Source organism: Pseudomonas sp. GW821-FHT05H12 (genome assembly GCF_059419385.1).
On record NZ_JBWKRS010000003.1, the window covers coordinates 140,131 to 163,355 of the forward strand.

A 23,225-nucleotide genomic window follows, 5' to 3' on the forward strand; every position below is an offset into this window, starting at 1 on the left:
CTTGCCGGCGATGGCGGCCTCAGGTTGTTCGCAAACCTTAAGGGCCTCATCGCCGGCAAGCCGGCTCCTACAGGTTGTTGAGTGCCTGGGCGGCCTGGGGGAGCTCCAGCTCGCTGAAGACGTGCACGCCATGGCGCTTGAGCAGCGCCGCCGTCACACCCTCACCGCTCACCTTCACACCCGAGAACGTGCCGTCATAGGTCAGCAGGTTGCCGCACGACGGGCTATTGGCCTTGAGAATGGCGATACGGATGTTGTGCTGCTGCACCAACGCCAGGGCTTGGCGGGCGCCGTCGAGAAACGCCTCGCTGAAATCCTCGCCGTCGGCGGTCAGCACCCGGGCACGGCCTTCCCATACGTCCACCCCCTGCCCGCCCGGAATTTCAGCCGCAGGCCTGGGGGTGGGCAACCCGCCGGACACTTCCGGACAGATCGCCACCACCCGCCCCTCAGCCTGCCATGCGGCCAACTGATCGAACGGCCCGCTGCCGGCGCCGTCGTAACGCACCTTGTGCCCGAGCAGGCAACGGCTGACTAGGATCTTTTCCATGGTTAAAACGGCTCGTTGCCGCGCCGGCGAAACCAGCCCGTGAGGGACAGCCGCTCACGCGTCGCCGGCAAAACTTCGTGGGGCACTTCGCCCGACAGGAACACCACCAGGCAACCGCCGTTGGGCTCTACGTCGTACTCTGCGCCGTCCTTGAGGTACATGCGCAACTGGCCGCCGTGTTCGGGCAGCCAGGCGTCATTCAAGTAGACCACTGCCGAGACCATGCGCCGGTCATCGTCGCGAAAGCGGTCCACATGCTTTAGGTAAAACGCCCCGGGCGGGTACATCGCAAAGTGGCTTTCGAAATCCTCAAGGCCCAGGAACAGATCGCGATTCATCGCCTGGCGCAGGCCGTCCATCAACCCCATGTAGGTGCCGCAAACGGCAGCATCGCCCTCTTCGAGCCATTGGATATGGTCACCGCGAATCCCCTCGCGGATCTCCTGCGCAGGCCCGCGCCCGACCGCTGCCGGCGCCAGCTCACCTTCGGCTTTACGTTTACGGCACTCAGCCGCCAATTCCAGGGTCAGAGCCTGGGGCAGGAAGCCGTCCTGCCGGGACCAGCCTTTTTCGGCGAGGTCGTCGACAATACGTTGCAACAGCGAGTGATCGAGGGGAATTTGCATGGCGCGCATAGTATCCATACGCCTGTGAATCCGACAGAGCCGCCGAGCGTCTGAATACACTTTAGTCAGGTGACCGATAGGATTTCTCGACAAATCCTACGCCCGACACGGACAATAGTGGCCGACTGACAGGAGTCCATATGCGTCGTTTGTTTTTTTCCGTGCTGATGTTCTGCGTTTTGCCCGCTTGGGCAGACGGCCATGACCAGTTGTACAAGGTCGCCGGCTGGGCCGAACAACGTGCGCATTTCAATGACGCCCTGAGTGCCGCCCAGCAACGCTACCGCAATAGCCTGCCGCCAGCGGTATACCAAGCGTTGGTGGACAACAGCAATAAACGCTTCGCCGCCCAGGCCGTAGACCAGCGTGCCGAGGCGCAGCTGCGCAAGAACCTGGCGGACCCCAAGCCCGCCCTGGCGTTTTTCCAGTCGCCCCTGGGCCGCAAGATTGTCGCCGCCGAGCTGCTCGCCACCCGCCGCGACCAACTGGCAAAGAACGCCCAAGGCCTGCCGAAAATCGAAACCGACGCCACCCGCAGCCTGATCATCGGTCACCTGGCCCAGGCGCTGCCAGCTCGCGAAGCGGGCGCAGAAGTCAGCCTGGCGATTGCCGGGGTGGCGGCCGACAGCCTGAGCCAGATGATCCCTGGCCTGCTGGGGGGCGGTCAGGCCCAAGGCATGTTGAATGGTCAGCGCGAGCGGTTGATGCAGCAGATCGACAAGGATCTGAACAACACGCTGCTGTACGTCTATCGGGATTTGTCTGACCCGGAGCTGGAAGAATTCGCCACGTTTGCCGAGTCACCGGACGGCAAGGCGTATTACCAGGCGGCGTTGGCGGCCATCCGCGCAGGGTTGGCGGTCGGCCAAAGCACCTCAAGCCTGTCGCAATAACCTTCCTTGTAGGAGCTGGCTTGCCAGCGATGGCGGCCTCAAGACGTGCGACACATCTGATGCCGCCATCGCCGGCAAGCCGGCTCCTACACAGGGGCGGTGTTATTTCAGATGGGCTGTTAGATACCGGAAGTACTCTTCTCGAATTTCCGGAATTTCATTGGCCAGGTGGTGCCTGCCACGCGGCAGCATCAGCACCTCAGGCTGGTCAAACTTGCCCCGCAGCACCAACAGGTTGTGCTGCCAGTCCACCGTCATGTCTTCCTCCCCCTGGATAATCACCGGCCGCCGCGAACTGCGCGGTGCGGCTTCGATGCGTTTGATCCAGCGGGCGAGCGCGCCCACCCAGGCGGTGGGCAGTTGGCGCGGCTGCAACGGGTCGGCTTCCAGGAACGGCTTGAACGCGGGGTCGTTGGTGTTCTCGCTGAACCGCCGCGCAATGCCTTTTACAAACGGGCGCAGCAGGTAGTAGCTGACCTGCGACCAGCCCCACGCACGCGGCCGCACCAGCGGCGACAGCAGGAAGGTCTTGCCCTGGGCCGGGCTGTCGGCGCCGTGGTTGAGCAGGTGATCCACCACCACCGCCCCGCCGGTGCTTTGCCCGAACAGGTGCCAGGGCTGGGGCAATCGCAGTGCTGATGCCTGGGCGAACAGCGCCTGGACCACGTCCTGATACACCGAGAAATCCTCGATGCTGGCCCGCGCGCCACTGGACAGGCCATGGCCCGGCAGGTCGCAGGCGATCACCACGAAGCCCTGGTCCAGCGCCCAGTCCACCACGTTGCGGTACAGCCCCATGTGGTCATAGAAACCGTGGAACAGGAACATCGTCGCCACCGGCGCCTTTGGCCACCAGACCTGCGCCACCACCTCAAAACCGTCGACCTCGAAGCGCCCCAGGCGGCTCACCGCAGGCACCGTGCGCTTGGCCAGGTCCAGCCCGTAGAAACGCTGGTAGACCCGCGCCTCGGCACTCAGCGGTTGCGCATCCACCAGGGGGCGCAAGCTGTCGCGCAGATGATCGGGGTCAAAGGTGACGGGCATAAAGGGTTCCAGACTGACGGCGAAGATGAATATCGAGCTGCGATATTCATCTGTCAGGACAAGCATGGCAAGCTACGCGACCTTCGAGGATTGATCTGAATGCGACAGCCTTACCGTACCGCCTTGTTCGCCAGCCTGATCCTGATCATCTGCGCCGGCGTGCTGTGGGCAGCCTACGACTGGTTCCAGGGCCGCTACCTGCGGGCCTTCAGCGAGCACACGGCGGTGTTTTCCGGTGACGCCCTGCGCCTGCCCGCCGAGCTGAGCGGCCCGGGCCCGATCCGCCTGGTGCACTTCTGGGACCCGGCCTGCCCGTGCAATGTTGGCAACCAGCAACACCTGGGCGAGCTGATCGAGCAATACGCGCCCCACGGCGTCGAGTTCTACGCCCTGCAAAAAGCCGGCAGCCACGGCAAGCTGCCCGACAACCTGCGCCAGATGAAAACCCTCACCGCCCTGTCCGGCGCCGACCAAGTGCCCGCCAGCCCCGCCGTGGGCATCTGGGACCGCAGCGGCAAGCTCGCGTATTTCGGGCCCTACAGCGAAGGGCTGACGTGCAATTCCAGTAACAGTTTTATCGAGCCGATCCTCAAGGCCCTTGAAGCCGGACGCGAGGTGAATGCCACGCACACCCTGGCGGTGGGCTGCTATTGTTCGTGGCCTAAGGATCTGTAGCCTGTTACCCCCACTCTTGGTAAGGAATGTTCATGAAGCGCGTCTTGCAGGTTTTCGCGGTTCTGGTGGTGCTGCTCGCCCTCGCGGGCGGCTGGTACGTCTACAGCAAGCAACCCACCCGCCAGGGCACGGTCACGCTGGCCGGCCTGCAAGGCTCGGTCACGGTGCGCTACGACGACCGTGGCGTGCCGCATATCCGCGCCGAGAACGAGACCGACCTGTACCGCGCTTTGGGTTATGTGCACGCCCAGGACCGCCTGTTCCAGATGGAAATCATGCGGCGCCTGGCCCGTGGCGAACTGGCCGAAGTGCTCGGGCCCAAACTGCTGGACACCGACAAGCTGTTCCGCAGCCTGCGCATTCGCGAACGCGCCTTGAGTTACGTGGAACAGCTGGACCACGACTCGCCTGCGTGGAAAGCGCTGCAAGCCTACCTGGACGGCATCAACCAGTATCAGGACAGCCACGCCAGCCCCATGGAATTCGACGTGCTGGGCATCCCCAAGCGGCCGTTTACCGCTGAAGACACCATCAGCGTCGCCGGCTACATGGCCTACAGCTTTGCCGCCGCCTTTCGCACCGAACCCCTGCTGACTTACGTACGCGACCAGCTGGGCAGCGACTACCTGAAAGTCTTCGACCTGGACTGGCAACCCAAGGGCGCCCTGAACCTGGCTGCCAGCGACTGGCAAAACCTCGGCGCCCTGGCCTCCCTCAGCGAGCAGGCCCTGGCCGAAAATGGCTTGCCGCAGTTCGAAGGCAGCAACGCCTGGGCCATCAGCGGCAGCCGCACCAAGAGCGGCAAGCCGTTGCTGGCGGGTGACCCGCACATTCGCTTCTCGGTGCCGTCGGTGTGGTACGAGGCGCAACTGTCGGCGCCGGGGTTTGAGTTGTACGGCTATCACAACGCGCTGGTGCCGGTGGCGTTCCTGGGGCACAACCTGGACTTCGGTTGGAGCCTGACCATGTTCCAGAACGACGACCTCGACCTGATCGCCGAGAAGGTCAACCCGGACAACCCCAACCAGGTCTGGTACCACGACCAATGGGTGAACATGACCACCAGCGAGCAGCAGATCGCCGTGAAAGGCCAGGCACCGGTGACCATCACCCTGCGCCAGTCGCCCCACGGCCCGATCGTCAACGACGTGCTGGGTGAGAACGCCGGCAAGACGCCGATTGCCATGTGGTGGGCCTTCCTCGACACGCAGAACCCGATCCTCGAAGGGTTCTACCAGCTCAACCGTGCCGACACCCTGGCCAAGGCTCGGGCGGCAGCGGCCAAAGTGTCTGCGCCGGGCCTGAACATCGTCTGGGCAAACGCCAAGGGCGATATCGGCTGGTGGGCGGCGGCGCAGTTGCCGATTCGCCCGGCGGGCGCCAATGCAGGGTTTATCCTCGACGGCAGCACCGCCCAGGCCGACAAGCTGGGCTTCTACCCCTTCAGCGCCAACCCCCAGGAAGAAAACCCGGCGCGCGGTTATGTGGTGTCGGCCAATGCCCAGCCGGTCTCGCCCACGGGCATGGAGATTCCCGGCTATTACAACCTGCCTGATCGTGGTCAGCAGTTGAATGCGCAGTTGAGCGACAAGAGCGTGAAGTGGGACGTGAACAACAGCCAGGCATTGCAGCTGGGCACCACCACCGCCTACGGCCCTCGCTTGCTGGCGCCGCTGTTGCCGGTATTGCGCGACGTGGTCAAGGACCCGGCACAGCTCAAGCTGGTGGAGCAACTGGCCGCCTGGAAAGGTGACTACCCGCTGGACTCCACCAGTGCCACGCTGTTCAACCAGTTCCTGTTCAACCTCACCGACGCCGCCTTCCATCCCAAGCTGGGCGACGCCCTGTTCAAGACCCTGCTCGGCACCCGCGTAATCGACGCCGCCCTGCCGCGCCTGGCGGCCACGCCGGATTCGCCGTGGTGGGATGGCAAGCGCGCCGACACCGTCAAGCTCGCCTGGGACAACAGCCTGGCACACCTCAAAGCCACCTTTGGCGATGACCCAACCCAGTGGCAATGGGGCAAGGCGCACACCCTGACCCACGGCCACCCGCTGGGCATGCAGAAGCCGTTGGACAAGGTGTTCAACGTTGGCCCGTTCCCTGCGCCGGGCACCCACGAAGTGCCCAACAACCAATCCGCCATGATCGGCCCGGCGCCGTGGCCCGTGACCTACGGTCCGTCGACCCGCCGCCTGATCGACTTCGCCGACCCGGCCCACGCCCTCACCATCAACCCGGTGGGGCAAAGCGGCGTGCCGTTTGATGCGCATTATGGGGATCAGGCGGAGACGTACATCGAAGGGGGGTATGAGCAAGCGCATTTCAGTGATGAGGAAGTGACGGCGAATACGCGCGGCACCCTGAAATTGCTGCCTGCCCGATAACCGTAAACACTGTAGGAGCCGGCTTGCAGGCGATGGCGGTATTTCAGTCACACCGCTATCGCCGGCAAGCCGGCTCCTACAGGTGATCGGCGTTTGAACGCAGTCGCCCCGGCGCCTCGCCGTAGGTCTCCTTGAATTTCTTGCTGAACGCCGCCTGGGACTGGTAACCCACCTGGGCGGCGATATCCAGCAGGCTCAGGCGCGATTGGCGCAGCAGGTTGTACGCCAGCTCCATGCGCAACTGCGTCAACAGCAGCCACGGCGAGACACCCGCGACTTTCACAAAAGCCCGCATGAAGGTCGCCCGCGACATCGTTGCCACGGCTGCCAGATTGTCGATGGTCCATTCATGCCCAGGCTCGGCCAGCATCGCTTGCCAGGCCTTGCTCAGTCGCTTATCAGCCAACAGCGCAAACGTACCGGCGACCGGCGCCTGGCGGTTCAGCCAGGTGCGCAGGATGAGGGTGAAGAGCGCCGATGACAGCGCATCGATAAAGGTTCGTGCGCCCAGCTGCTGCCCGTCCGCTTCACTGCGCATCAGGGCGATCAGCGCCGCCAGTTGCCCATCGCCCTGCCACTCGCGGCTGGATACCACCAGGTATTCCGGCAACGCACCGAACAGCAACGATTGGCGGTTGTAGTGAAAGGAGCCACACAGCATATCGATATCCGGCTGGTTGCCCCCCAGGCGATGCACCTTGAGCAGCCCGCCGTCGATCACCTGCGGCTGGCTCGGCGCACGCCGCGCGCCCTGGCTGCGCAGCAAGTGAGTGGCGCCACCGGGCATCAGCAGGATATCGCCGGGTTCCAGGGTCACCTGCTGGCCGCCAGACAACTCGGCCCGGCAGGTGCCGCTGAGCACGATGTGGTAAGGCGCCACGCCCAACGCTTCCGGCGCGTGGTCCATGGCCCAGTCGCCCTGGAACTGGCACCGCAGGTCCAGGCTGCCGCGCAGGTTGGCCAGCGCGATGAGGGTGTCGATCGAATTCATTTGCGAACATCGGTCAAAAAGATGAGCGGATTGAACAATAACGCCAACCCCGCACGGCACACACTGGCTTCACACCCAACCCGTTCAGGAGTTACCGCAATGTTCAATAACTGGTCCGACTTGCTGCCTACCGTGAAGAAAGCCTTTGGCGCGCTGGGCAAGAGCAACCCGAAGATGGTCAAAGCCTACATGGCGCTGGGCGAAGCTGCCGAGGAAAACAACGTCCTCGACGCCAAGACCCGTGAGCTGATCTCCATCGCCGTGGCCATCACCACCCGCTGCGACGGCTGCATCGGTGTGCATGCGGATGCGGCAATCAAGGCCGGCGCCACCCGTGAAGAAGTCGCTGCGACCCTGGCAACCGCCATCTCGCTGAACGCCGGTGCTGCGTACATCTACTCGCTGCGCGCCCTGGAAGCCTACGACACCCTCAAACCGGCGCCGCAAAGTTGAGCCGAAACTGTTGCGGCGTCACGCCCAGCCGGCGGTTGAACACACTGCGCATGTGCTGGGCGTCGCGAAAGCCGCACTGATAGGCCACGGTCTTGAGCGGTGCGGGGCTGCTTTCGAGCATCACCCGCGCCGCATCCACCCTCGCCCGCTCGACGAACTCGGCGGGCGTTATCCGCGCTTCCCGGGCGAACACCCGGGAGAAGTTGCGCGCACTCATATTGGCCGCCTTGGCCAAGTCCGCAATGGTCAGGTCCCCCGTCAGGTTCGCCAGCACGTACAACTGCACCAAGGCCACCGCCGAGGTGGTTTCGGCGTGGGGCGTGAGGAACGGGCTGAACTGCGACTGCCCGCCCGAACGCTGGGTGAACACCACCAGGCGCTTGGCCACGCTCAGCGCGACTTCCGGGCCGTGGTCCTGGGCCAGCAAATACAGCGACAAGTCGATACCTGCCGTGACGCCCGCCGAGGTGTAGAGGTTGCCGTCCTGCACGTAGAGGCGATCGGCCTCGACCTGGGCCGTAGGACACAGGCGCGCCAGGTCAGCGGCGTCGTTCCAGTGGGTGGTGACAGTTTTGCCGTCGAGCAGCCCAGCGCGGGCGAGCATGAAGGCGCCGTTGCAGATCGAGCCAAAACGCTGCGCTCGGGCGGTGGCGCCGCGCAACCAGTCATCGAACTCGGCACCGAAATCTTCGAACGGCAATTGCGGGCCGCCCGCCACCAGCAGCAGGTCGTAGGCCTGCAGGGCTTCGCTGTAATGCCGGTGGGCCTGCAACGACAAACCGTTGGACGCCGCCAGGCTGCCGTGGCCGAAGCCGATCACTTCCAGCCGGTAGTGATCCTGAGGCGGCAAAAAGCGGTTGGCTTCGCAGAACACATCCAGGGGGCCGGTCACGTCCAGTGACTGGACGCCGGGGAAGATCAGGATGGCGACGGTTCTATGCATGGCGAAACCTTATGACTGGCGGACACGAAACCCTGTGGGAGCTGGCTTGCCTGCGATGCAGACACCTCGGTGTATCAGGTATACCGAGGTGATGCTATCGCAGGCAAGCCAGCTCCCACATTTGATCGTGTACGCCCATGGCGCGATATGAAGGCAGGTTGGCCGGGATCGCGCCCTCGCGGCGATAGCCCCTTCGCGGGCGCGCGACCAGACTGGACTCATCGGCGCCACCCCCGGCGCTTCTTGAGGAGAACGACCATGAGCACCACCATCGCCGGCATCCAGATCCCGGACAGCGCCCTGGCCAGGGCCACTACCGAATACATCCGCGACGTCGAATCGGACCTGCTGTACCACCACTCCCGTCGGGTGTTCCTGTTCGGTGCCTTGAGCGGTGAGCGCAAGCAACTGGCCTACAACCCGGAGCTGCTGTACGTCGGCGCAATGTTCCATGACCTGGGCCTGGTCGAAGGTCATCGCAGTGACAACGAACGCTTCGAAGTGGACGGCGCCAATGCGGCGGCAGCATTCCTCAAGCCTTACGGGCTGAGCGATGACGATATCGAACAGGTGTGGCTGTCCATCGCCCTGCACACCACGCCGGGTGTGCCACAACATTTGCGCCCCACCGTGGCACTGGTGACGGCGGGCGTGGAAATGGACGTGCTGGGCATGGACTACGCCGCGTTTTCCAGCGTGCAGCGCGAAGCGGTGGTGCATGCGCATCCACGGGGTGAAGGGTTCAAAGAGTGCATCATCTGCGCGTTCGCCGACGGCTTGCGCCATCGCCCGCAGACCACGTTTGGCAACGTGAAGACGGATGTGCTGGTGGATCAGAAGCCAGGGTTCAAGCCGATGAACTTTGTGGAGGTGATTCGCAAATCGCCTTGGGCTGCCTGAAACACAACCCCATAAACACCACAAAACCACTGTGGGAGCTGGCTTGCCTGCGATGAGGCCGTGCCAGTCGACTCATCTGTCGACTGATACACCGCTATCGCAGGCAAGCCAGCTCCCACATTTTTTTACCACGTTGCGCCAGTTAGACCGGTGCAGGCGCGCGGCGCTTGTCGGGCTGTTGCCAGCCGTCTGCCGCCGCTTCTTCGATGGCTTGCTGGATCGCCTTCTTGCGCATCTCTTCGGCACGACGGCTGAAGAACCACACCAGGAAGGTCACCAGCGACACCGCCAGCAGGATCAGGCTGGCCACGGCGTTGATCTCGGGTTTAACCCCCAGGCGCACCGCCGAGAACACTTCCATCGGCAAGGTGGTCGAGCCCGGGCCCGAGACGAAGCTGGCCAGTACCAGGTCATCGAGGGACAGCGCGAACGACATCATGCCGCCCGCCGCCAAGGATGGCGCGATCATCGGGATGGTGATCAGGAAGAACACCTTCCACGGCCGCGCACCCAGGTCCATGGCCGCTTCTTCGATCGACAGGTCCAGTTCACGCAAGCGCGCCGACACCACCACCGCCACATACGCCGCACAGAAGGTGGTGTGAGCGATCCAGATGGTGACGATGCCACGTTCCTGGGGCCAACCGATCATCTGCGCCATGGCCACGAACAACAGCAACAGCGACAGACCGGTGATCACTTCTGGCATGACCAGCGGCGCCGTCACCAGGCCGCCGAACAGCGTGCGGCCCTTGAAGTGGCTGATGCGCGTCAGCACGAAGGCCGCCAACGTACCCAGCGCCACCGCGGCCACCGCCGTGTAGCAGGCGATTTCCAGGGAGCGGGCCACCGAGCCCATCAACTGGGTGTTGTCCAGCAGGCCCACGTACCACTTCACCGACCAACCGCCCCACACGGTCACCAGCTTGGATTCGTTGAACGAGTAGATCACCAGGATCAGCATCGGCAGGTAGATAAACAACAACCCCGCCACCAGCATGAAGCTTGAGAAACTGACGCGCTTCATATCTTGCCCTCCATCTCTTTGGCTTGGCTGCGGTTGAACAGGATGATCGGCACGATCAGGATCGCCAGCATCACCACCGCCAGGGCAGACGCCACCGGCCAGTCACGGTTGTTGAAGAATTCTTGCCACAACACTTTACCGATCATCAGGGTTTCCGGGCCGCCGAGCAGCTCAGGAATCACGAACTCACCCACCACCGGGATAAACACCAGCATGCAGCCGGCGATGATGCCGTTCTTGGACAGCGGCACGGTGATTTTCCAGAAGCTGTTGAAGGTGCTCGAACCCAGGTCGGACGCGGCTTCCAGCAGGCTCTGGTCGTGTTTCACCAGGTTGGCGTACAGCGGCAGGATCATGAACGGCAGGTACGAGTAGACCACGCCGATATACACCGCGATGTTGGTGTTGAGGATCTGCAGCGGCTCGTTGATCAACCCCATGGACATCAGGAAGCCGTTGAGCAAGCCGTTGTTGCTGAGGATACCCATCCACGCATACACGCGGATCAGGATCGCGGTCCAGGTCGGCATCATGATCAGCAGCACCAGCACGGTCTGCATCTCTTTGCGCGCACTGGCAATGGCGTAGGCCATCGGATAGCCGATCAGCAGGCACAGCAGCGTGCTGAAAAACGCCATCTTCAGCGAGCCCAGGTAGGCGGCGATGTACAACTCGTCGTCGCCCAGCATCGCGTAGTTGGCCAGGTTGAGCACCAACTGCAGTTTCTGCTCAACGAAGGTGTAGATCTCGGTGTAAGGCGGGATCGCGACGTCGGCTTCGGCAAAGCTGATCTTCAAGACGATGAAGAACGGCAGCATGAAGAACAGGAACAGCCAGAGGAAAGGGATCCCGATGACCACATGCCGGCCACCGGGTGTTATTCGTTGCAGCTGGCGCTTGAGCTTCTTCATGTTCATGAGCGAAGTACCACGCCACTGTCGTCTTCCCACCACACGTACACCTGGTCACCCCAGGTTGGGCGTTGGCCACGGCGCTCGGCGTTGGCCACGAACGACTGCACCAGCTTGCCGCTGGGCAGTTCCACGTAGAACACCGAGTGGCCACCCAGGTAGGCGATGTCGTGCACCTTGCCGCTGGACCAGTTGTGCTCGCAGGTCGGCATTTCGGTGGTCACCAGCAGCTTTTCAGGGCGGATGGCGTAGGTCACCGACTTGTCTTCCACGGCAGTGGCAATGCCGTAGCCCACGTAGATGTCGCGGTCCAGGTCCGGGCACTTGAGTACCGCGTGGCCTTCGGCGTCGTCCACCACCTGGGTGTCGAAGATGTTGACGTTGCCGATGAACTCGCACACCAGGCGGCTGGTGGGGGTTTCGTAGATGTCGATCGGGCTGCCGATCTGGGCGATCCAGCCCAGGTGCATGATCGCGATGCGCTCGGCCATGGTCATGGCCTCTTCCTGGTCGTGGGTCACCATCACGCAGGTCACGCCCACGCGCTCGATGATCTCGACCAGCTCCAGCTGCATCTGCGAACGCAGCTTCTTGTCGAGGGCGCCCATGGGCTCATCGAGCAGCAGCAGTTTCGGGCGCTTGGCCAGGGAGCGCGCCAGGGCCACACGCTGGCGCTGGCCACCGGACAACTGGTGCGGCTTGCGCTTGGCGAACTGGCTCATCTGCACCAGCTTGAGCATCTCGGCCACGCGGGCGTCGATCTCGGCCTTGGGGATCTTGTCCTGTTGCAGGCCGAAGGCGATGTTCTGCGCCACGGTCATGTGCGGGAACAGGGCGTAGGACTGGAACATCATGTTGATCGGCCGCTCGTAGGGCGGCATGTCGGTGATGTCCACACCGTCGAGGTAGATGCGACCTTCCGTTGGGCGCTCGAAGCCTGCGAGCATGCGCAGCAAGGTGGATTTGCCCGAACCCGAACCGCCGAGCAAGGCGAAGATCTCGCCTTTCTTGATTTCCAGGGACACATCGTCCACGGCAATCGTCTCGTCGAACTTCTTCGTGACCCGGTCGATTTTGACCAACACCTTTTTCGGTGTCTGGTCGCCCTCGAGGGCTTTCTTATAGGCGCCGGAGGCAACTGCCATTTACGAAACTCCCAACAAAAAATTCTGTGCGCCCGAGGCGGGCGAACCTTGGATAGTTTGAGCCTTACTTGCCCGTCTTGACCTTGGTCCAGCTACGGGTCATTAAACGTTGCACTTTCGGGGGTAACTCGAAGTTGACGAATGTCCGATCGAGAACCGCCTGCGGTGGGTAAACCGCTGTGTCGGTGCGTATCGATTGCTCCATCAGTTTGTCCGCCCCAGGGTTAGGGTTGGCGTAACCGACTTGATCACTGACCTGAGCGATCACCTCAGGTTTCAGCAAATAGTTGATGAAGGCGTGGGCCTCTTTGACGTTGGCTGCGTCCGCCGGGATCGCCAGCACGTCAAACCACAGGTTGCCGCCCTCTTTGGGAATCACGTAGGCGATGTTCACGCCTTTGCCCGCCTCAGCCGCACGGGCCTTGGCCTGGAACACATCACCGGAGAACCCTGCCGCCACGCAAATGTTGCCGTTGGCCAGGTCCGAGATGTATTTGGACGAATGGAAGTAGGTCACGTAGGGCCGCACTTTGAGCAGCTTCTCTTCGGCCTTCTTGTAGTCTTCAGGGTTGGTGCTGTTGGGGTTCAGGCCCATGTAGTTGAGCACCGCCGGCAGCATTTCATCGGCCGAGTCCATGAACGATACGCCGCAACTGGCCAGCTTCTTCATGTTCTCCGGTTCGAACAGCACGGCCCAGGAGTCGATATGGTCGACGCCCAGCACTTCCTTCACTTTATCGACGTTGTAACCAATGCCATTGGTGCCCCACAGGTACGGCACGGCGTATTGATTACCCGGGTCGTTTTTTTCCAGGCGCTTGAGCAGCACCGGGTCCAGGTTGGAATAGTTGGTCAGCAATGAACGGTCCAGCTTCTGGAACGCCCCGGCCTTGATCTGCTTGCCGAGGAAGTGGTTGGACGGCACGACCACGTCGTAACCGGTGCGACCGGCCAACAACTTGCCTTCCAGGGTTTCGTTGGAATCAAACACGTCATACACAGGCTTGATGCCGGTGGCCTTTTCGAAGTTGGCCAGGGTGTCGGGGCCAATGTAGTCCGACCAGTTATAAATATGCACAGTCGGTGCGGCCTGCACGCTCAACGCCAGCGTGATACCTGCGCCCACCAGCAAGGCTTTGCGAAATAAAGAAATTGGCAAGTGGAGGTCCTCTTAAATAGTTGGGCCCAAAGTTGTTGCCCGGCAACAAAACCGGCGCGCAACTTACCCTCGATAAACCGATCCGGCAAAACTTTCTGTCATTTAATGTGTAAGAAGGGCAGTCAACCTGCCCCTCCTACTGTTTTAAGGCTTACTTGCCCGATTTGATCTTGGTCCAGCTGCGTGTCATTTCACGCTGGGTTGCAGCCGGCAAGTCAGCAATGGCGTAGAGCTTGGCTTGCACGTCAGCTGGCGGGTAGATGCCCGGGTCGCTGGTGATGTCCTTGTCCACCAGTGCAGTGGCTTTTTCGTTACCGTTCGGGAAACGTACGCTGTTGGTGATCCCGGCCATCACTTTAGGCTCGAGCAGGTAGTTCATGAACTTGTAGGCGGCGTCGACGTTTTCGGCATCTTTAGGGATGGCGACCATGTCATAGAAGCTGCCAGCGCCTTCTTTCGGAATGTCGTAGGCAACCTTGACCTTGCCACCGGCTTCAGCCGCGCGGGACTTGGCTTGTTGCACGTCACCCGAGTAACCCACGGCCACGCAGATATTGCCGTTGGCCAGGTCCGAGATGTACTTGGACGAGTGGAAGTAGCCGATCGAAGGGCGCAGCTTGAGGAACAGGTCCTCGGCTTGCTTGAGGTCAGCCTTCTTCTGGGTGTCGGTCGGCAGGCCCAGGTAATGCAGCGCGACTGGCAGCATTTCGGTTGGCGAGTCGAGGAAGCTCACGCCGCAGCTTTTGAGCTTGGCGAGATTTTCCGGCTTGAGGATCACGTCCCACGAATCGATCTTGTCGATACCCAGTGCGGCCTTGACCTTCTCCGGGTTGTAGCCGATGCCGATCGAGCCCCACATGTACGGGAAGGCGTGCTTGTTGTCCGGGTCGCTGACCGACACGGCTTTGAGCAGGGATTTGTTCAGGTTGTCGTAGTTGGACAGTTTGGACTTGTCCAGCTCCTGGTAGACACCGGCCTTGATCTGCTTGGCGAGGAAGTTGTTCGACGGTACGACGATGTCATAACCGGACTTGCCTGCCAGCAACTTGGCTTCCAGGGTTTCGTTGCTGTCGAAAACGTCGTACACCACCTTGATGCCCGACTCTTTTTCAAAGTTGGCGATGGTGTCCGGTGCAATGTAGTCGGACCAGTTGTACACGTGCAGCACTTTATTGTCTGCCTGGGCCGCGCCCGCCATTGCGCCCATCAGGGACAAGGCGAGGAGGGTCTTGCCAGCGTTCTTCAAACCTAATGCCTTCATTTGGTGATGCTCCAATTTTTTCTTTTTTGGGCCACGTTCTTCATCGTTAAGCGGCCCGTCTAAGGGCAACAAAACAGGGCGACAGTCTGGCAAGTTCCGAGGCCGGCTTTCAACCAAAGCCTCATTTAAAACCGCTCAGCACACAGCGCCCGAAAGCCGCTGCGCACTGAGCCTAGCACTTAGCCCTGCAATGCCGCCAAAGTCAGGTCCAGGCAGTGGCGAGCCTTGGTCACCAGCTCGTCGATTTCAGCCTTGCTGATCACCAGCGACGGCGAAATGATCATGGTGTCGCCCACGGCGCGCATGATCAGGCCATTCTCGAAGCAGAACGTGCGGCAGATCATGCCCACACCTTTGCCTTCGTAGCGTTTGCGCGTGGCTTTGTCCTTCACCAGCTCAATCGCACCGAGCATGCCCACACCGCGCACTTCACCCACCAACGGGTGATCAGCCAGTTCCCTCAGACGTTTCTGCAAATACGGTGCCGTTTCTTCGTGGACACGGCTGACGATTTTTTCATCGCGCATGATGCGGATGTTTTCCAGGGCGACCGCGGCCGCCACCGGGTGACCGGAGTAGGTAAAGCCGTGGTTGAAATCACCGCCTTCGTTGAGCACGGCAACCACTTCGTCGCGCACGATCAGGCCACCCATGGGGATGTAGCCCGAGGTCAGGCCCTTGGCGATGGTCATCATGTGGGGCTTGAGGTCGTAGAAGTCGCTACCGAACCACTCACCGGTACGGCCGAAACCGCAGATCACTTCGTCGGCGACAAACAGGATGTCGTACTTGGCGAGGATCTCCTTGATGCGCGGCCAGTAGGTGTCTGGCGGCACGATCACACCGCCGGCACCCTGGATCGGCTCGGCAATGAAGGCACCGACATTGTCCACGCCGACTTCCAGAATCTTCTCTTCCAGCTGGTTGGCGGCCCAGATCCCGAACTCTTCCGGGCTCATGTCGCCGCCTTCGCCATACCAGTACGGCTGGGCGATGTGGGTGATGCCCGGGATCGGCAAGTCGCCCTGTTCATGCATATAGGTCATGCCGCCCAGGCTGGCGCCGGCCACGGTGGAGCCGTGGTAGCCATTCTTGCGGCTGATGATGGTTTTCTTGTTTGGCTGGCCCTTGATCGCCCAATAGTGGCGGACCATACGCAGCATGGTGTCGTTGCCTTCCGAGCCAGAACCGGTGAAGAACACGTGGTTCATGCCGGCCGGTGCGACGTCGGAAATGACCTTGGCCAGTTCCAGCACAGGCGGGTGGGCGGTCTGGAAGAACAGGTTGTAGTACGGCAGTTCTTTCATTTGCTTGGCGGCAGCGTCAGCCAGTTCATCGCGACCGTAACCGATCGCCACGCACCACAAGCCAGCCATGCCATCGAGGATCTTGTTGCCTTCGCTGTCCCACAGGTAAACGCCGTGGGCTTTGGTGATGATCCGTGGGCCCTTCTCTTTCAATTGCTTGAAATCGCTGAACGGCGCCAAGTGATGATCGCTGCTCAAGGCTTGCCATTCACGGGTTTGCGGGTTGTTGCTGGACATACCAATCTCCTAGATGTTTCAGGTGAGGGCGAGCCGTTCCCACGGCCCGCCCGGCGCATCAGACGGCGAAGAGCAGGAATTCCCGCTCCCATGAACTGATCACGCGCTTGAAGTTTTCATGCTCGGCCCGCTTGACCGCGACGTAGCCGGTGATGAATTTCTGACCCAGGTATTTCTCGATGGTCTTGCTGTTTTCCATGCGTTCCAGGGCGTCTTCGATGGTCAGCGGCAGGCGCAGGTTGCGGCGCTCGTAGCCACGGCCGACCACCGGCGCGCTCGGGTTATGGCCTTCGACCATGCCGATGTAGCCACACAGCAAACTGGCGGCAATCGCCAGGTACGGGTTGGCGTCGGCGCCCGGCAGACGGTTTTCCACGCGGCGGTTCTGCGGGCCGGCATCCGGTACGCGCAGGCCCACGGTGCGGTTTTCTTCGCCCCACTCCACGTTTACCGGCGCCGAGGTGTCCGGCAGGAAGCGGCGGAACGAGTTCACGTTGGGGGCAAACAACGGCAGCAATTCAGGGATGAATTTCTGCAGGCCACCAATGTGGTTGAGGAACAGCTGGCTCATGGTCCCGTCTTCATTGGAGAAGACGTTCTTGCCGGTGGCGATGTCGATGATGCTCTGGTGCAGATGCATCGCGCTGCCGGGCTCGCCGGTCATCGGCTTGGCCATGAAGGTGGCGGCCACGTCGTGCTTGAGCGCGGCTTCACGCATGGTGCGCTTGAACACCAGGATCTGGTCGGCCAGGGACAGCGCATCGCCGTGACGGAAGTTGATTTCCATCTGCGCCGTGCCGTCCTCGTGGATCAGGGTGTCGAGGTCCAGCTCCTGGAGTTCGCACCAGTCGTAGACGTCTTCGAACAGCGGGTCGAATTCGTTGGCCGCTTCTATAGAGAAGGACTGGCGACCAGTCTCCGGGCGCCCGGAACGGCCAATCGGCGGTTGCAGCGGGAAGTCCGGGTCTTCGCAGCGCTTGGTCAGGTAGAACTCCATCTCCGGCGCCACGATGGGCTGCCAGCCTTTGTCGGCGTAGAGCTTGAGGACTTTCTTGAGCACGTTGCGCGGCGACAGCTCGATCGGATTGCCTTGCTTGTCGTAGGTGTCGTGGATCACCTGGGCGGTCGGCTCGATGGCCCAAGGCACCAGGTACACGGCGTTCTGGTCGGGGCGGCAGATCATGTCGATGTCGGCCGGGTCGAGCAGTTCGTAATAGATGTCGTCTTCGACATAGTCGCCGGTCACGGTCTGCAACAGAACGCTCTCGGGCAGGCGCATGCCTTTCTCGGCGATGAACTTGTTGGTCGGCGAGATCTTGCCCCGGGTGATGCCCGTGAGGTCGCCAATCATGCATTCGACTTCTGTGATCTTGTGGTCTTTCAACCAATCGGTGAGCTGGTCGAGGTTGTTACTCATAAATGCCTCTGGGCTGGGTTTCCTGACATCCATTAAAGGTCAGGCGTTGGTTGACGCAGCATCCGCGTCGCGTTGCATCGCCCGCTTTCGACAGGCGGTGCCAAATGCCTGGAAGATCGCTAGGTAGTGCGGGTTAGAGCTTACCTGCCATTCGGGGTGCCATTGCACTCCTAAAGCAAAAGCCTTGCCCTGTTTCACCGAAAAAGCTTCGATCAGGCCGTCCGGCGCCGTCGCTTCGACCACAAGCCCGGGCGCCAGGCGGTCAACGCCCTGCCCGTGGATCGAGTTGACCTCAATCGTCTGTGGCAACCCCAGGCTTGCCAATACCCCATTCGGGGAGATCGCCACGGCGTGCGCCGGGCCGTACTGGACGTCCAGTGGCTGGGTGTCGTCTTCGCGGTGATCCATCATGCCCGGCACTTCATGAACCTTCTGGTGCAGGCTGCCGCCAAACGCCACGTTCATCTCCTGGAAGCCCCGGCAGATGCCCAGCACGGGAACGCCTGCCGCAATCGCGGCGCGCAGCAACGGCAATGTGGTCTGGTCGCGTGCAGAATCATGAGCATTCCCGGGCGCGCTGGCCGGACCGTCGTAGTGAAAGGGTTCGATATTGGAGGGAGAACCGGTAAACAGGATGCCGTCCAGACCGTCAAGAATATTGGCCGGGTCGAGCAGATGCCCAAGGGACGGAATGATCAATGGCAAGCCCTTGGCAGCGGTGGCCACTGCACGGACGTATTTGTCGCCACTGATGTGATAAGCATGCAGACCGACCTGTTTGGAGCAGGCGGTGACGCCGATTAACGGCAGGCGAGACATGAAGCACCCCGGTATTATTGCTGTTATGGGTTTGAATCGAGCTTAGCCTTGTTCATTTTTTTACACAACACCCCCGTAAAAAATACAACACGGCCCGCTCAAGCCTGCTAGTCCCAAGCCGCCCAAACCCAAAAAACTGCCCCAAAAAGCCCCAAAAAAGCCTTCGAGGCGCTTTTTTAGGGCAAAAAAGGCCTCGCTTGACTTCGGCATGCCGTTCGGGTTGACTGAAACCAGAAAAGATCAATGATTGATATTTTTAACAACAAAGGTGTTGCATCATGTCGGTACCCCCGCGTGCCGTTCAGCTTAACGAAGCGAACGCGTTCCTTAAGGATCATCCTGAGGTTCTGTACGTAGACCTTCTAATTGCGGATATGAATGGTGTGGTGCGCGGCAAGCGCATCGAACGCACCAGCCTCCACAAGGTTTACGAGAAGGGCATTAACCTGCCTGCCTCTTTATTTGCCCTGGATATCAACGGCTCGACGGTGGAAAGCACCGGCCTGGGTCTGGACATCGGTGATGCTGACCGAATCTGTTATCCGATCCCTGACACCCTGTGCAATGAACCCTGGCAAAAGCGCCCTACCGCGCAACTGCTGATGACCATGCACGAACTTGAAGGTGAACCTTTCTTCGCCGATCCGCGCGAAGTGCTCCGCCAAGTTGTAAGCAAATTTGACGACCTCGGTCTGACCATCTGCGCCGCTTTCGAACTTGAGTTCTACCTGATCGACCAGGAGAACGTGAACGGCCGCCCACAACCGCCCCGCTCGCCGATTTCCGGCAAACGCCCGCACTCGACACAGGTCTACCTGATCGACGACCTCGACGAATACGTCGACTGCCTCCAGGACATCCTGGAAGGTGCCAAAGAGCAAGGCATCCCGGCCGACGCCATCGTCAAGGAAAGTGCCCCGGCGCAGTTCGAAGTGAACCTGCACCACGTGGCCGACCCGATCAAGGCTTGCGACTACGCCGTACTGCTTAAGCGCCTGATCAAGAACATCGCCTACGACCATGAGATGGACACCACCTTCATGGCCAAGCCTTACCCAGGCCAGGCAGGCAACGGTTTGCACGTGCACATTTCGATCCTGGACAAGGAAGGCAAGAACATCTTTGCCAGCGAGGATCCCGAGCAGAACGCCGCATTGCGTCACGCGATCGGCGGTGTGCTCGAGACCCTACCCGCCCAAATGGCGTTCCTGTGCCCCAACGTCAACTCCTACCGTCGTTTCGGCGCACAGTTCTACGTGCCGAACTCGCCGTGCTGGGGCCTGGACAACCGCACCGTGGCGATTCGCGTACCGACCGGTTCGTCCGACGCGGTGCGTATCGAACACCGTGTGGCCGGTGCCGACGCCAACCCTTACCTGCTGATGGCTTCGGTCCTGGCAGGCGTGCACCACGGCCTGACCAACAAGATCGAGCCCAACGCACCGGTGGAAGGCAACAGCTACGAGCAGAACGAGCAGAGCCTGCCGAACAACCTGCGCGATGCATTGCGCGAGTTGGACGACAGCGAAGTGATGGCCAAGTACATCGATCCTAAATACATCGATATCTTCGTCGCCTGTAAGGAAAGTGAGCTGGAAGAGTTTGAACACTCCATCTCCGACCTTGAGTACAACTGGTACCTGCACACCGTGTAAGGGTTGGTTGTATTGAAAGAACGCCGCAGGCTTTTGGCCTGCGGCGTTTTTTTATGGGTTTTTCCAGGTAGACCGAGGTGACTTCATCGCAGGCAAGCCAGCTCCCACAGTTGACCGAGTTCCAACTTTGAAATGCAGTCCACTGTGGGAGCTGGCTTGCCTGCGATGGCGGCCTTGAAGACAACACATCCTCCTGCTCATACAATGCCCGCTGCCTTGTAGGAGACTTCCATGACCACCCGCCCCGCCGCTCCTCGCAAACCCCGCGCCCGCAGCCAGGCCCGGATCGACGCGATTCTCGACGCCGCCCGCACCTTGCTGGCCGCCGAAGGCGTGGCCGGTTTGTCGATCTACAGCGTGGCCGAGCGGGCGCAGATTCCGCCGTCGTCGGTGTACCACTTCTTCGCCAGCGTGCCGGCCCTTCTCGAAGCACTGACCGCCGATGTGCACGCGGCATTCCGGGCCGCCATCCAGGCACCCATCGACCATGAATCACTCAAGCACTGGCGGGACCTGTCCTATATCGTCGAACACCGCATGCTCACCATCTACGAGCAGGACGCCGCCGCCCGCCAGTTGATCCTGGCGCAGCACGGCCTGACGGAAGTGACCCAGGCGGACCGCCAGCATGATCTGGAATTGGGCGACTTGATGTTTGCGGTGTTCAACCGCCATTTCAACGTGCCGACACTGCCAACCGATGTGGATGTGTTTGCACTGGCGCTGGAACTGAGCGACCGCGTGTACGCGCGCTCGGTGCATCAGCATGGGCTGATCACGCCGCGCATGGCGGAGGAAGGGATGCGGGTGTTTGATGCGTATGTGGGGCTGTATTTGCCAGCCTATTTGCCCAAGCGTTGAGCCTGGACTGGCCTCATCGCAGGCAAGCCAGCTCCCACATTTGACCGAATTCCAAATTTGGAATGCCTTTAAATGTGGGAGCGGGCTTGCCCGCGATGAGGGCCTCAGGAACGCCGCCAATCACAACTTGGCGATCGACACCTCGGTGGATTTAACGAAGGCAATCACTTCGCTGCCAATCACCAGTTCCAGCTCTTTGACCGAGCGAGTCGTGATCACCGACGTGACGATGCCGGACGCAGTCTGCACGTCGATTTCCGACAGTACGTCGCCTTCGACGATTTCCTTGATGGTGCCTTTGAACTGGTTACGCACGTTGATGGCTTTAATAGTCATGGTGTTCTTCCTTCAGGGACGAGTGAGTTATTGAGCCCAACGCAGTTGCGTAGGCAGCGGTGAAACAGGTTCGGGTTCCGGCGGCGAGCCCGGCAACGACAGCACGCGGTTGAGCACTTCGGCCTCTAGCGCAGCCAGGCGGTGTGAACCCCGAGCACGTGGACGCGGCAGGTCGACGACCAGGTCGAGGCCGATTTCGCCGTCTTCGATCAGGATCACCCGGTCGGCAATCGCCACGGCTTCGCTGACGTCGTGGGTCACCAGCAACACGGTGAAACCATGCTTCTGCCAAAGGTTTTCGATCAGTTGCTGCATCTCGATGCGGGTCAAGGCATCCAGCGCGCCCAACGGCTCATCAAGCAGCAACAGACGCGGCTGGTGGATCAGGGCGCGGGCCAGGGCCACGCGCTGCTTCTGGCCACCGGACAAGGCCGCTGGCCATTCATTCGCGCGCTCGGCCAAGCCGACAGCTTCCAAGGCTTCCAACGCCTGGGGGCGCCAGTTGCCCTTGAGGCCAAGGCCCACGTTGTCGATGATCTTTTTCCACGGCAGCAAGCGCGCTTCCTGGAACATCAACCGCGTGTCTTCAATCGCTTCGCTCAAGGGCGCGGAGCCGGCCAGCAGCTCGCCGCCGGTGGCTTTGTCCAAACCGGCCAGCAGGCGCAGCAAGGTACTTTTGCCGCAACCACTGCGGCCAACCACGGCCACGAACTGGCCAGCAGGAATATGCAGGTCAATCTCTTTGAGCACTTCCCGCGTGCCAAACGCCTTGCGCAACTTGCGCACCGCCAGCGGGATACCTTTCAACAGGCGTGGAGGTTGTTGAGCCGTCATGCCGCACCTCCTTTATTCACTTGATAAGCCGGGTGCCAGCGCAGCCACACACGCTCCAGGCCGCGTGCCGCCAGGTCGGCCAGCTTGCCAAGGATGGCGTACATCACGATGGCGAGTACCACCACGTCGGTCTGCAGGAATTCACGGGCGTTCATTGCCAGGTAACCGATGCCGGAGCTGGCCGAGATGGTTTCCGCCACGATCAGCGTCAGCCACATGAAGCCCAGGGCAAAGCGCACGCCCACCAGGATCGACGGCAACGCGCCCGGCAGGATCACCTGGCGAAACAAGCTGAAACCGGACAAGCCGTAGCTGCGCGACATTTCCACCAGCGCCGGGTCGACGTTGCGGATGCCGTGGTAGGTGTTCAGGTAGATCGGAAACAGCGTGCCGAGGGCGACCAGGAAAATCTTCGCCGTCTCGTCAATGCCGAACCACAGGATCACCAGCGGGATCAGCGCCAGGTGCGGCACGTTGCGAATCATCTGCACCGAGCTGTCCAGCAGGCGTTCGCCCCACTTCGACAAGCCGGTGATAAAGCCCAGGGCCAGACCGATGCTGCCACCGATCACAAACCCCAGGCCCGCACGCCAGCCGCTGATCGCCAGGTGCGTCCAGATTTCGCCGCTGCGCACCAGGTTAATCCCGGCTTCGATCACCGCACTGGGGGCCGGCAGAATGCGCGTCGACAACCAACCGGCTGACACCGACAACTGCCAGATCGCCAACAACAGGATCGGCAGCACCCAAGGGGCCACGCGATGGCTTAATTTTTCAAAGTTCATGGCGGCGCC

General features: G+C 61.3%; 23 protein-coding genes. 7 read left to right on the forward strand and 16 right to left on the reverse strand.

Going from position 1 to position 23,225, the window contains the following annotated elements:
• Positions 1 to 67: 67 nt before the first annotated feature.
• Positions 68 to 550, reverse strand: a complete 483-nt coding sequence (locus tag AC07SU_RS03940; RefSeq protein ID WP_176996823.1) for a 2-thiouracil desulfurase family protein — start codon at positions 548 to 550, stop codon at positions 68 to 70.
• 2 nt (positions 551 to 552) lie between these two features.
• Positions 553 to 1,185, reverse strand: a complete 633-nt coding sequence (locus AC07SU_RS03945) for a 2OG-Fe(II) oxygenase (RefSeq protein WP_494996317.1) — start codon at positions 1,183 to 1,185, stop codon at positions 553 to 555.
• 131 nt (positions 1,186 to 1,316) lie between these two features.
• Between AC07SU_RS03945 and AC07SU_RS03950 the strand changes: the two genes are divergently transcribed.
• Positions 1,317 to 2,069: a DUF2059 domain-containing protein gene (locus AC07SU_RS03950; RefSeq protein ID WP_494996264.1), complete on the forward strand. Its 753-nt coding sequence runs from the start codon at positions 1,317 to 1,319 to the stop codon at positions 2,067 to 2,069.
• A 102-nt stretch (positions 2,070 to 2,171) separates the two neighbouring features.
• Here AC07SU_RS03950 and bipL read toward each other — a convergent pair whose 3' ends face one another.
• Positions 2,172 to 3,113: a phospholipase BipL gene (gene bipL, locus AC07SU_RS03955; protein WP_494996265.1), complete on the reverse strand. Its 942-nt coding sequence runs from the start codon at positions 3,111 to 3,113 to the stop codon at positions 2,172 to 2,174.
• Positions 3,114 to 3,212: 99 nt separating this feature from the next.
• Here bipL and AC07SU_RS03960 point away from each other — a divergent pair, with 99 nt between their 5' ends.
• Both AC07SU_RS03960 and AC07SU_RS03965 read left to right on the forward strand, forming a co-directional pair.
• Positions 3,213 to 3,788, forward strand: coding sequence for a DUF6436 domain-containing protein (locus AC07SU_RS03960; RefSeq protein ID WP_494996266.1), 576 nt, complete (start codon positions 3,213 to 3,215; stop codon positions 3,786 to 3,788).
• Positions 3,789 to 3,820: 32 nt separating this feature from the next.
• Entirely contained in the window at positions 3,821 to 6,175 is a 2,355-nt protein-coding gene (locus AC07SU_RS03965; RefSeq protein WP_494996267.1) for a penicillin acylase family protein, read from the forward strand.
• 76 nt (positions 6,176 to 6,251) lie between these two features.
• Here the strand turns inward: AC07SU_RS03965 and AC07SU_RS03970 are convergent, their stop codons facing one another.
• On the reverse strand, positions 6,252 to 7,166 hold the full coding sequence (locus tag AC07SU_RS03970; RefSeq protein WP_176996828.1) for an AraC family transcriptional regulator: 915 nt from the start codon (positions 7,164 to 7,166) through the stop codon (positions 6,252 to 6,254).
• A 99-nt stretch (positions 7,167 to 7,265) separates the two neighbouring features.
• Between AC07SU_RS03970 and AC07SU_RS03975 the strand changes: the two genes are divergently transcribed.
• Positions 7,266 to 7,619, forward strand: coding sequence for a carboxymuconolactone decarboxylase family protein (locus AC07SU_RS03975; protein WP_016973032.1), 354 nt, complete (start codon positions 7,266 to 7,268; stop codon positions 7,617 to 7,619).
• On the opposite strand, the gene AC07SU_RS03980 is transcribed toward AC07SU_RS03975, so the two are convergent.
• Positions 7,597 to 8,562 (reverse strand): GlxA family transcriptional regulator, encoded by a 966-nt coding sequence (locus tag AC07SU_RS03980; RefSeq protein WP_494996268.1) that lies wholly within the window; start codon positions 8,560 to 8,562, stop codon positions 7,597 to 7,599. The two genes, AC07SU_RS03975 and AC07SU_RS03980, sit on opposite strands and share 23 nt — an antisense overlap.
• 258 nt (positions 8,563 to 8,820) lie before the next feature.
• Between AC07SU_RS03980 and AC07SU_RS03985 the strand changes: the two genes are divergently transcribed.
• Complete coding sequence (locus tag AC07SU_RS03985; protein WP_494996269.1) at positions 8,821 to 9,462, forward strand: HD domain-containing protein; 642 nt, start codon at positions 8,821 to 8,823, stop codon at positions 9,460 to 9,462.
• 142 nt (positions 9,463 to 9,604) lie between these two features.
• On the opposite strand, the gene AC07SU_RS03990 is transcribed toward AC07SU_RS03985, so the two are convergent.
• The 8 genes from AC07SU_RS03990 to AC07SU_RS04025 form a co-directional block, all read right to left on the reverse strand.
• Positions 9,605 to 10,489 carry an ABC transporter permease subunit gene (locus AC07SU_RS03990; protein ID WP_176996831.1) on the reverse strand — a complete coding sequence of 295 codons (885 nt, stop codon included), beginning with the start codon at positions 10,487 to 10,489 and terminating at the stop codon, positions 9,605 to 9,607.
• A complete protein-coding gene (locus AC07SU_RS03995) occupies positions 10,486 to 11,406 on the reverse strand; it encodes an ABC transporter permease subunit (RefSeq protein WP_176996832.1) in 921 nt (306 codons plus the stop codon). The genes AC07SU_RS03990 and AC07SU_RS03995 overlap by 4 nt, the downstream gene beginning before the upstream one ends.
• Positions 11,403 to 12,545: an ABC transporter ATP-binding protein gene (locus AC07SU_RS04000; protein WP_176996833.1), complete on the reverse strand. Its 1,143-nt coding sequence runs from the start codon at positions 12,543 to 12,545 to the stop codon at positions 11,403 to 11,405. The genes AC07SU_RS03995 and AC07SU_RS04000 overlap by 4 nt, the downstream gene beginning before the upstream one ends.
• Before the next feature lie 64 nt (positions 12,546 to 12,609).
• On the reverse strand, positions 12,610 to 13,704 hold the full coding sequence (locus AC07SU_RS04005; protein ID WP_494996270.1) for a polyamine ABC transporter substrate-binding protein: 1,095 nt from the start codon (positions 13,702 to 13,704) through the stop codon (positions 12,610 to 12,612).
• A 151-nt stretch (positions 13,705 to 13,855) separates the two neighbouring features.
• Entirely contained in the window at positions 13,856 to 14,950 is a 1,095-nt protein-coding gene (locus tag AC07SU_RS04010) for a polyamine ABC transporter substrate-binding protein (RefSeq protein ID WP_176996904.1), read from the reverse strand.
• Between the two features lie 194 nt (positions 14,951 to 15,144).
• A complete protein-coding gene (locus AC07SU_RS04015; RefSeq protein WP_494996271.1) occupies positions 15,145 to 16,509 on the reverse strand; it encodes an aspartate aminotransferase family protein in 1,365 nt (454 codons plus the stop codon).
• Between the two features lie 58 nt (positions 16,510 to 16,567).
• On the reverse strand, positions 16,568 to 17,926 hold the full coding sequence (locus tag AC07SU_RS04020) for a glutamine synthetase family protein (protein WP_016978997.1): 1,359 nt from the start codon (positions 17,924 to 17,926) through the stop codon (positions 16,568 to 16,570).
• A 39-nt stretch (positions 17,927 to 17,965) separates the two neighbouring features.
• Positions 17,966 to 18,745 carry a gamma-glutamyl-gamma-aminobutyrate hydrolase family protein gene (locus tag AC07SU_RS04025; RefSeq protein WP_494996272.1) on the reverse strand — a complete coding sequence of 260 codons (780 nt, stop codon included), beginning with the start codon at positions 18,743 to 18,745 and terminating at the stop codon, positions 17,966 to 17,968.
• Between the two features lie 278 nt (positions 18,746 to 19,023).
• Here AC07SU_RS04025 and AC07SU_RS04030 point away from each other — a divergent pair, with 278 nt between their 5' ends.
• Both AC07SU_RS04030 and AC07SU_RS04035 read left to right on the forward strand, forming a co-directional pair.
• Positions 19,024 to 20,400, forward strand: coding sequence for a glutamine synthetase family protein (locus AC07SU_RS04030; RefSeq protein ID WP_176996837.1), 1,377 nt, complete (start codon positions 19,024 to 19,026; stop codon positions 20,398 to 20,400).
• A gap of 231 nt (positions 20,401 to 20,631) precedes the next feature.
• Positions 20,632 to 21,261 carry a TetR/AcrR family transcriptional regulator gene (locus tag AC07SU_RS04035; protein ID WP_176996838.1) on the forward strand — a complete coding sequence of 210 codons (630 nt, stop codon included), beginning with the start codon at positions 20,632 to 20,634 and terminating at the stop codon, positions 21,259 to 21,261.
• A 120-nt stretch (positions 21,262 to 21,381) separates the two neighbouring features.
• Here AC07SU_RS04035 and AC07SU_RS04040 read toward each other — a convergent pair whose 3' ends face one another.
• Genes AC07SU_RS04040 through ssuC form a run of 3 tightly spaced genes read right to left on the reverse strand, consistent with a single transcriptional unit; the run spans position 21,382 to position 23,216 of the window.
• Positions 21,382 to 21,597, reverse strand: a complete 216-nt coding sequence (locus tag AC07SU_RS04040; protein ID WP_003213899.1) for a TOBE domain-containing protein — start codon at positions 21,595 to 21,597, stop codon at positions 21,382 to 21,384.
• A gap of 27 nt (positions 21,598 to 21,624) precedes the next feature.
• Positions 21,625 to 22,431 carry an aliphatic sulfonates ABC transporter ATP-binding protein gene (gene ssuB, locus AC07SU_RS04045; RefSeq protein WP_176996839.1) on the reverse strand — a complete coding sequence of 269 codons (807 nt, stop codon included), beginning with the start codon at positions 22,429 to 22,431 and terminating at the stop codon, positions 21,625 to 21,627.
• Positions 22,428 to 23,216, reverse strand: coding sequence for an aliphatic sulfonate ABC transporter permease SsuC (gene ssuC / locus AC07SU_RS04050; RefSeq protein WP_176996840.1), 789 nt, complete (start codon positions 23,214 to 23,216; stop codon positions 22,428 to 22,430). Before ssuC ends, ssuB begins: the two co-directional genes overlap by 4 nt.
• Positions 23,217 to 23,225: the final 9 nt, after the last annotated feature.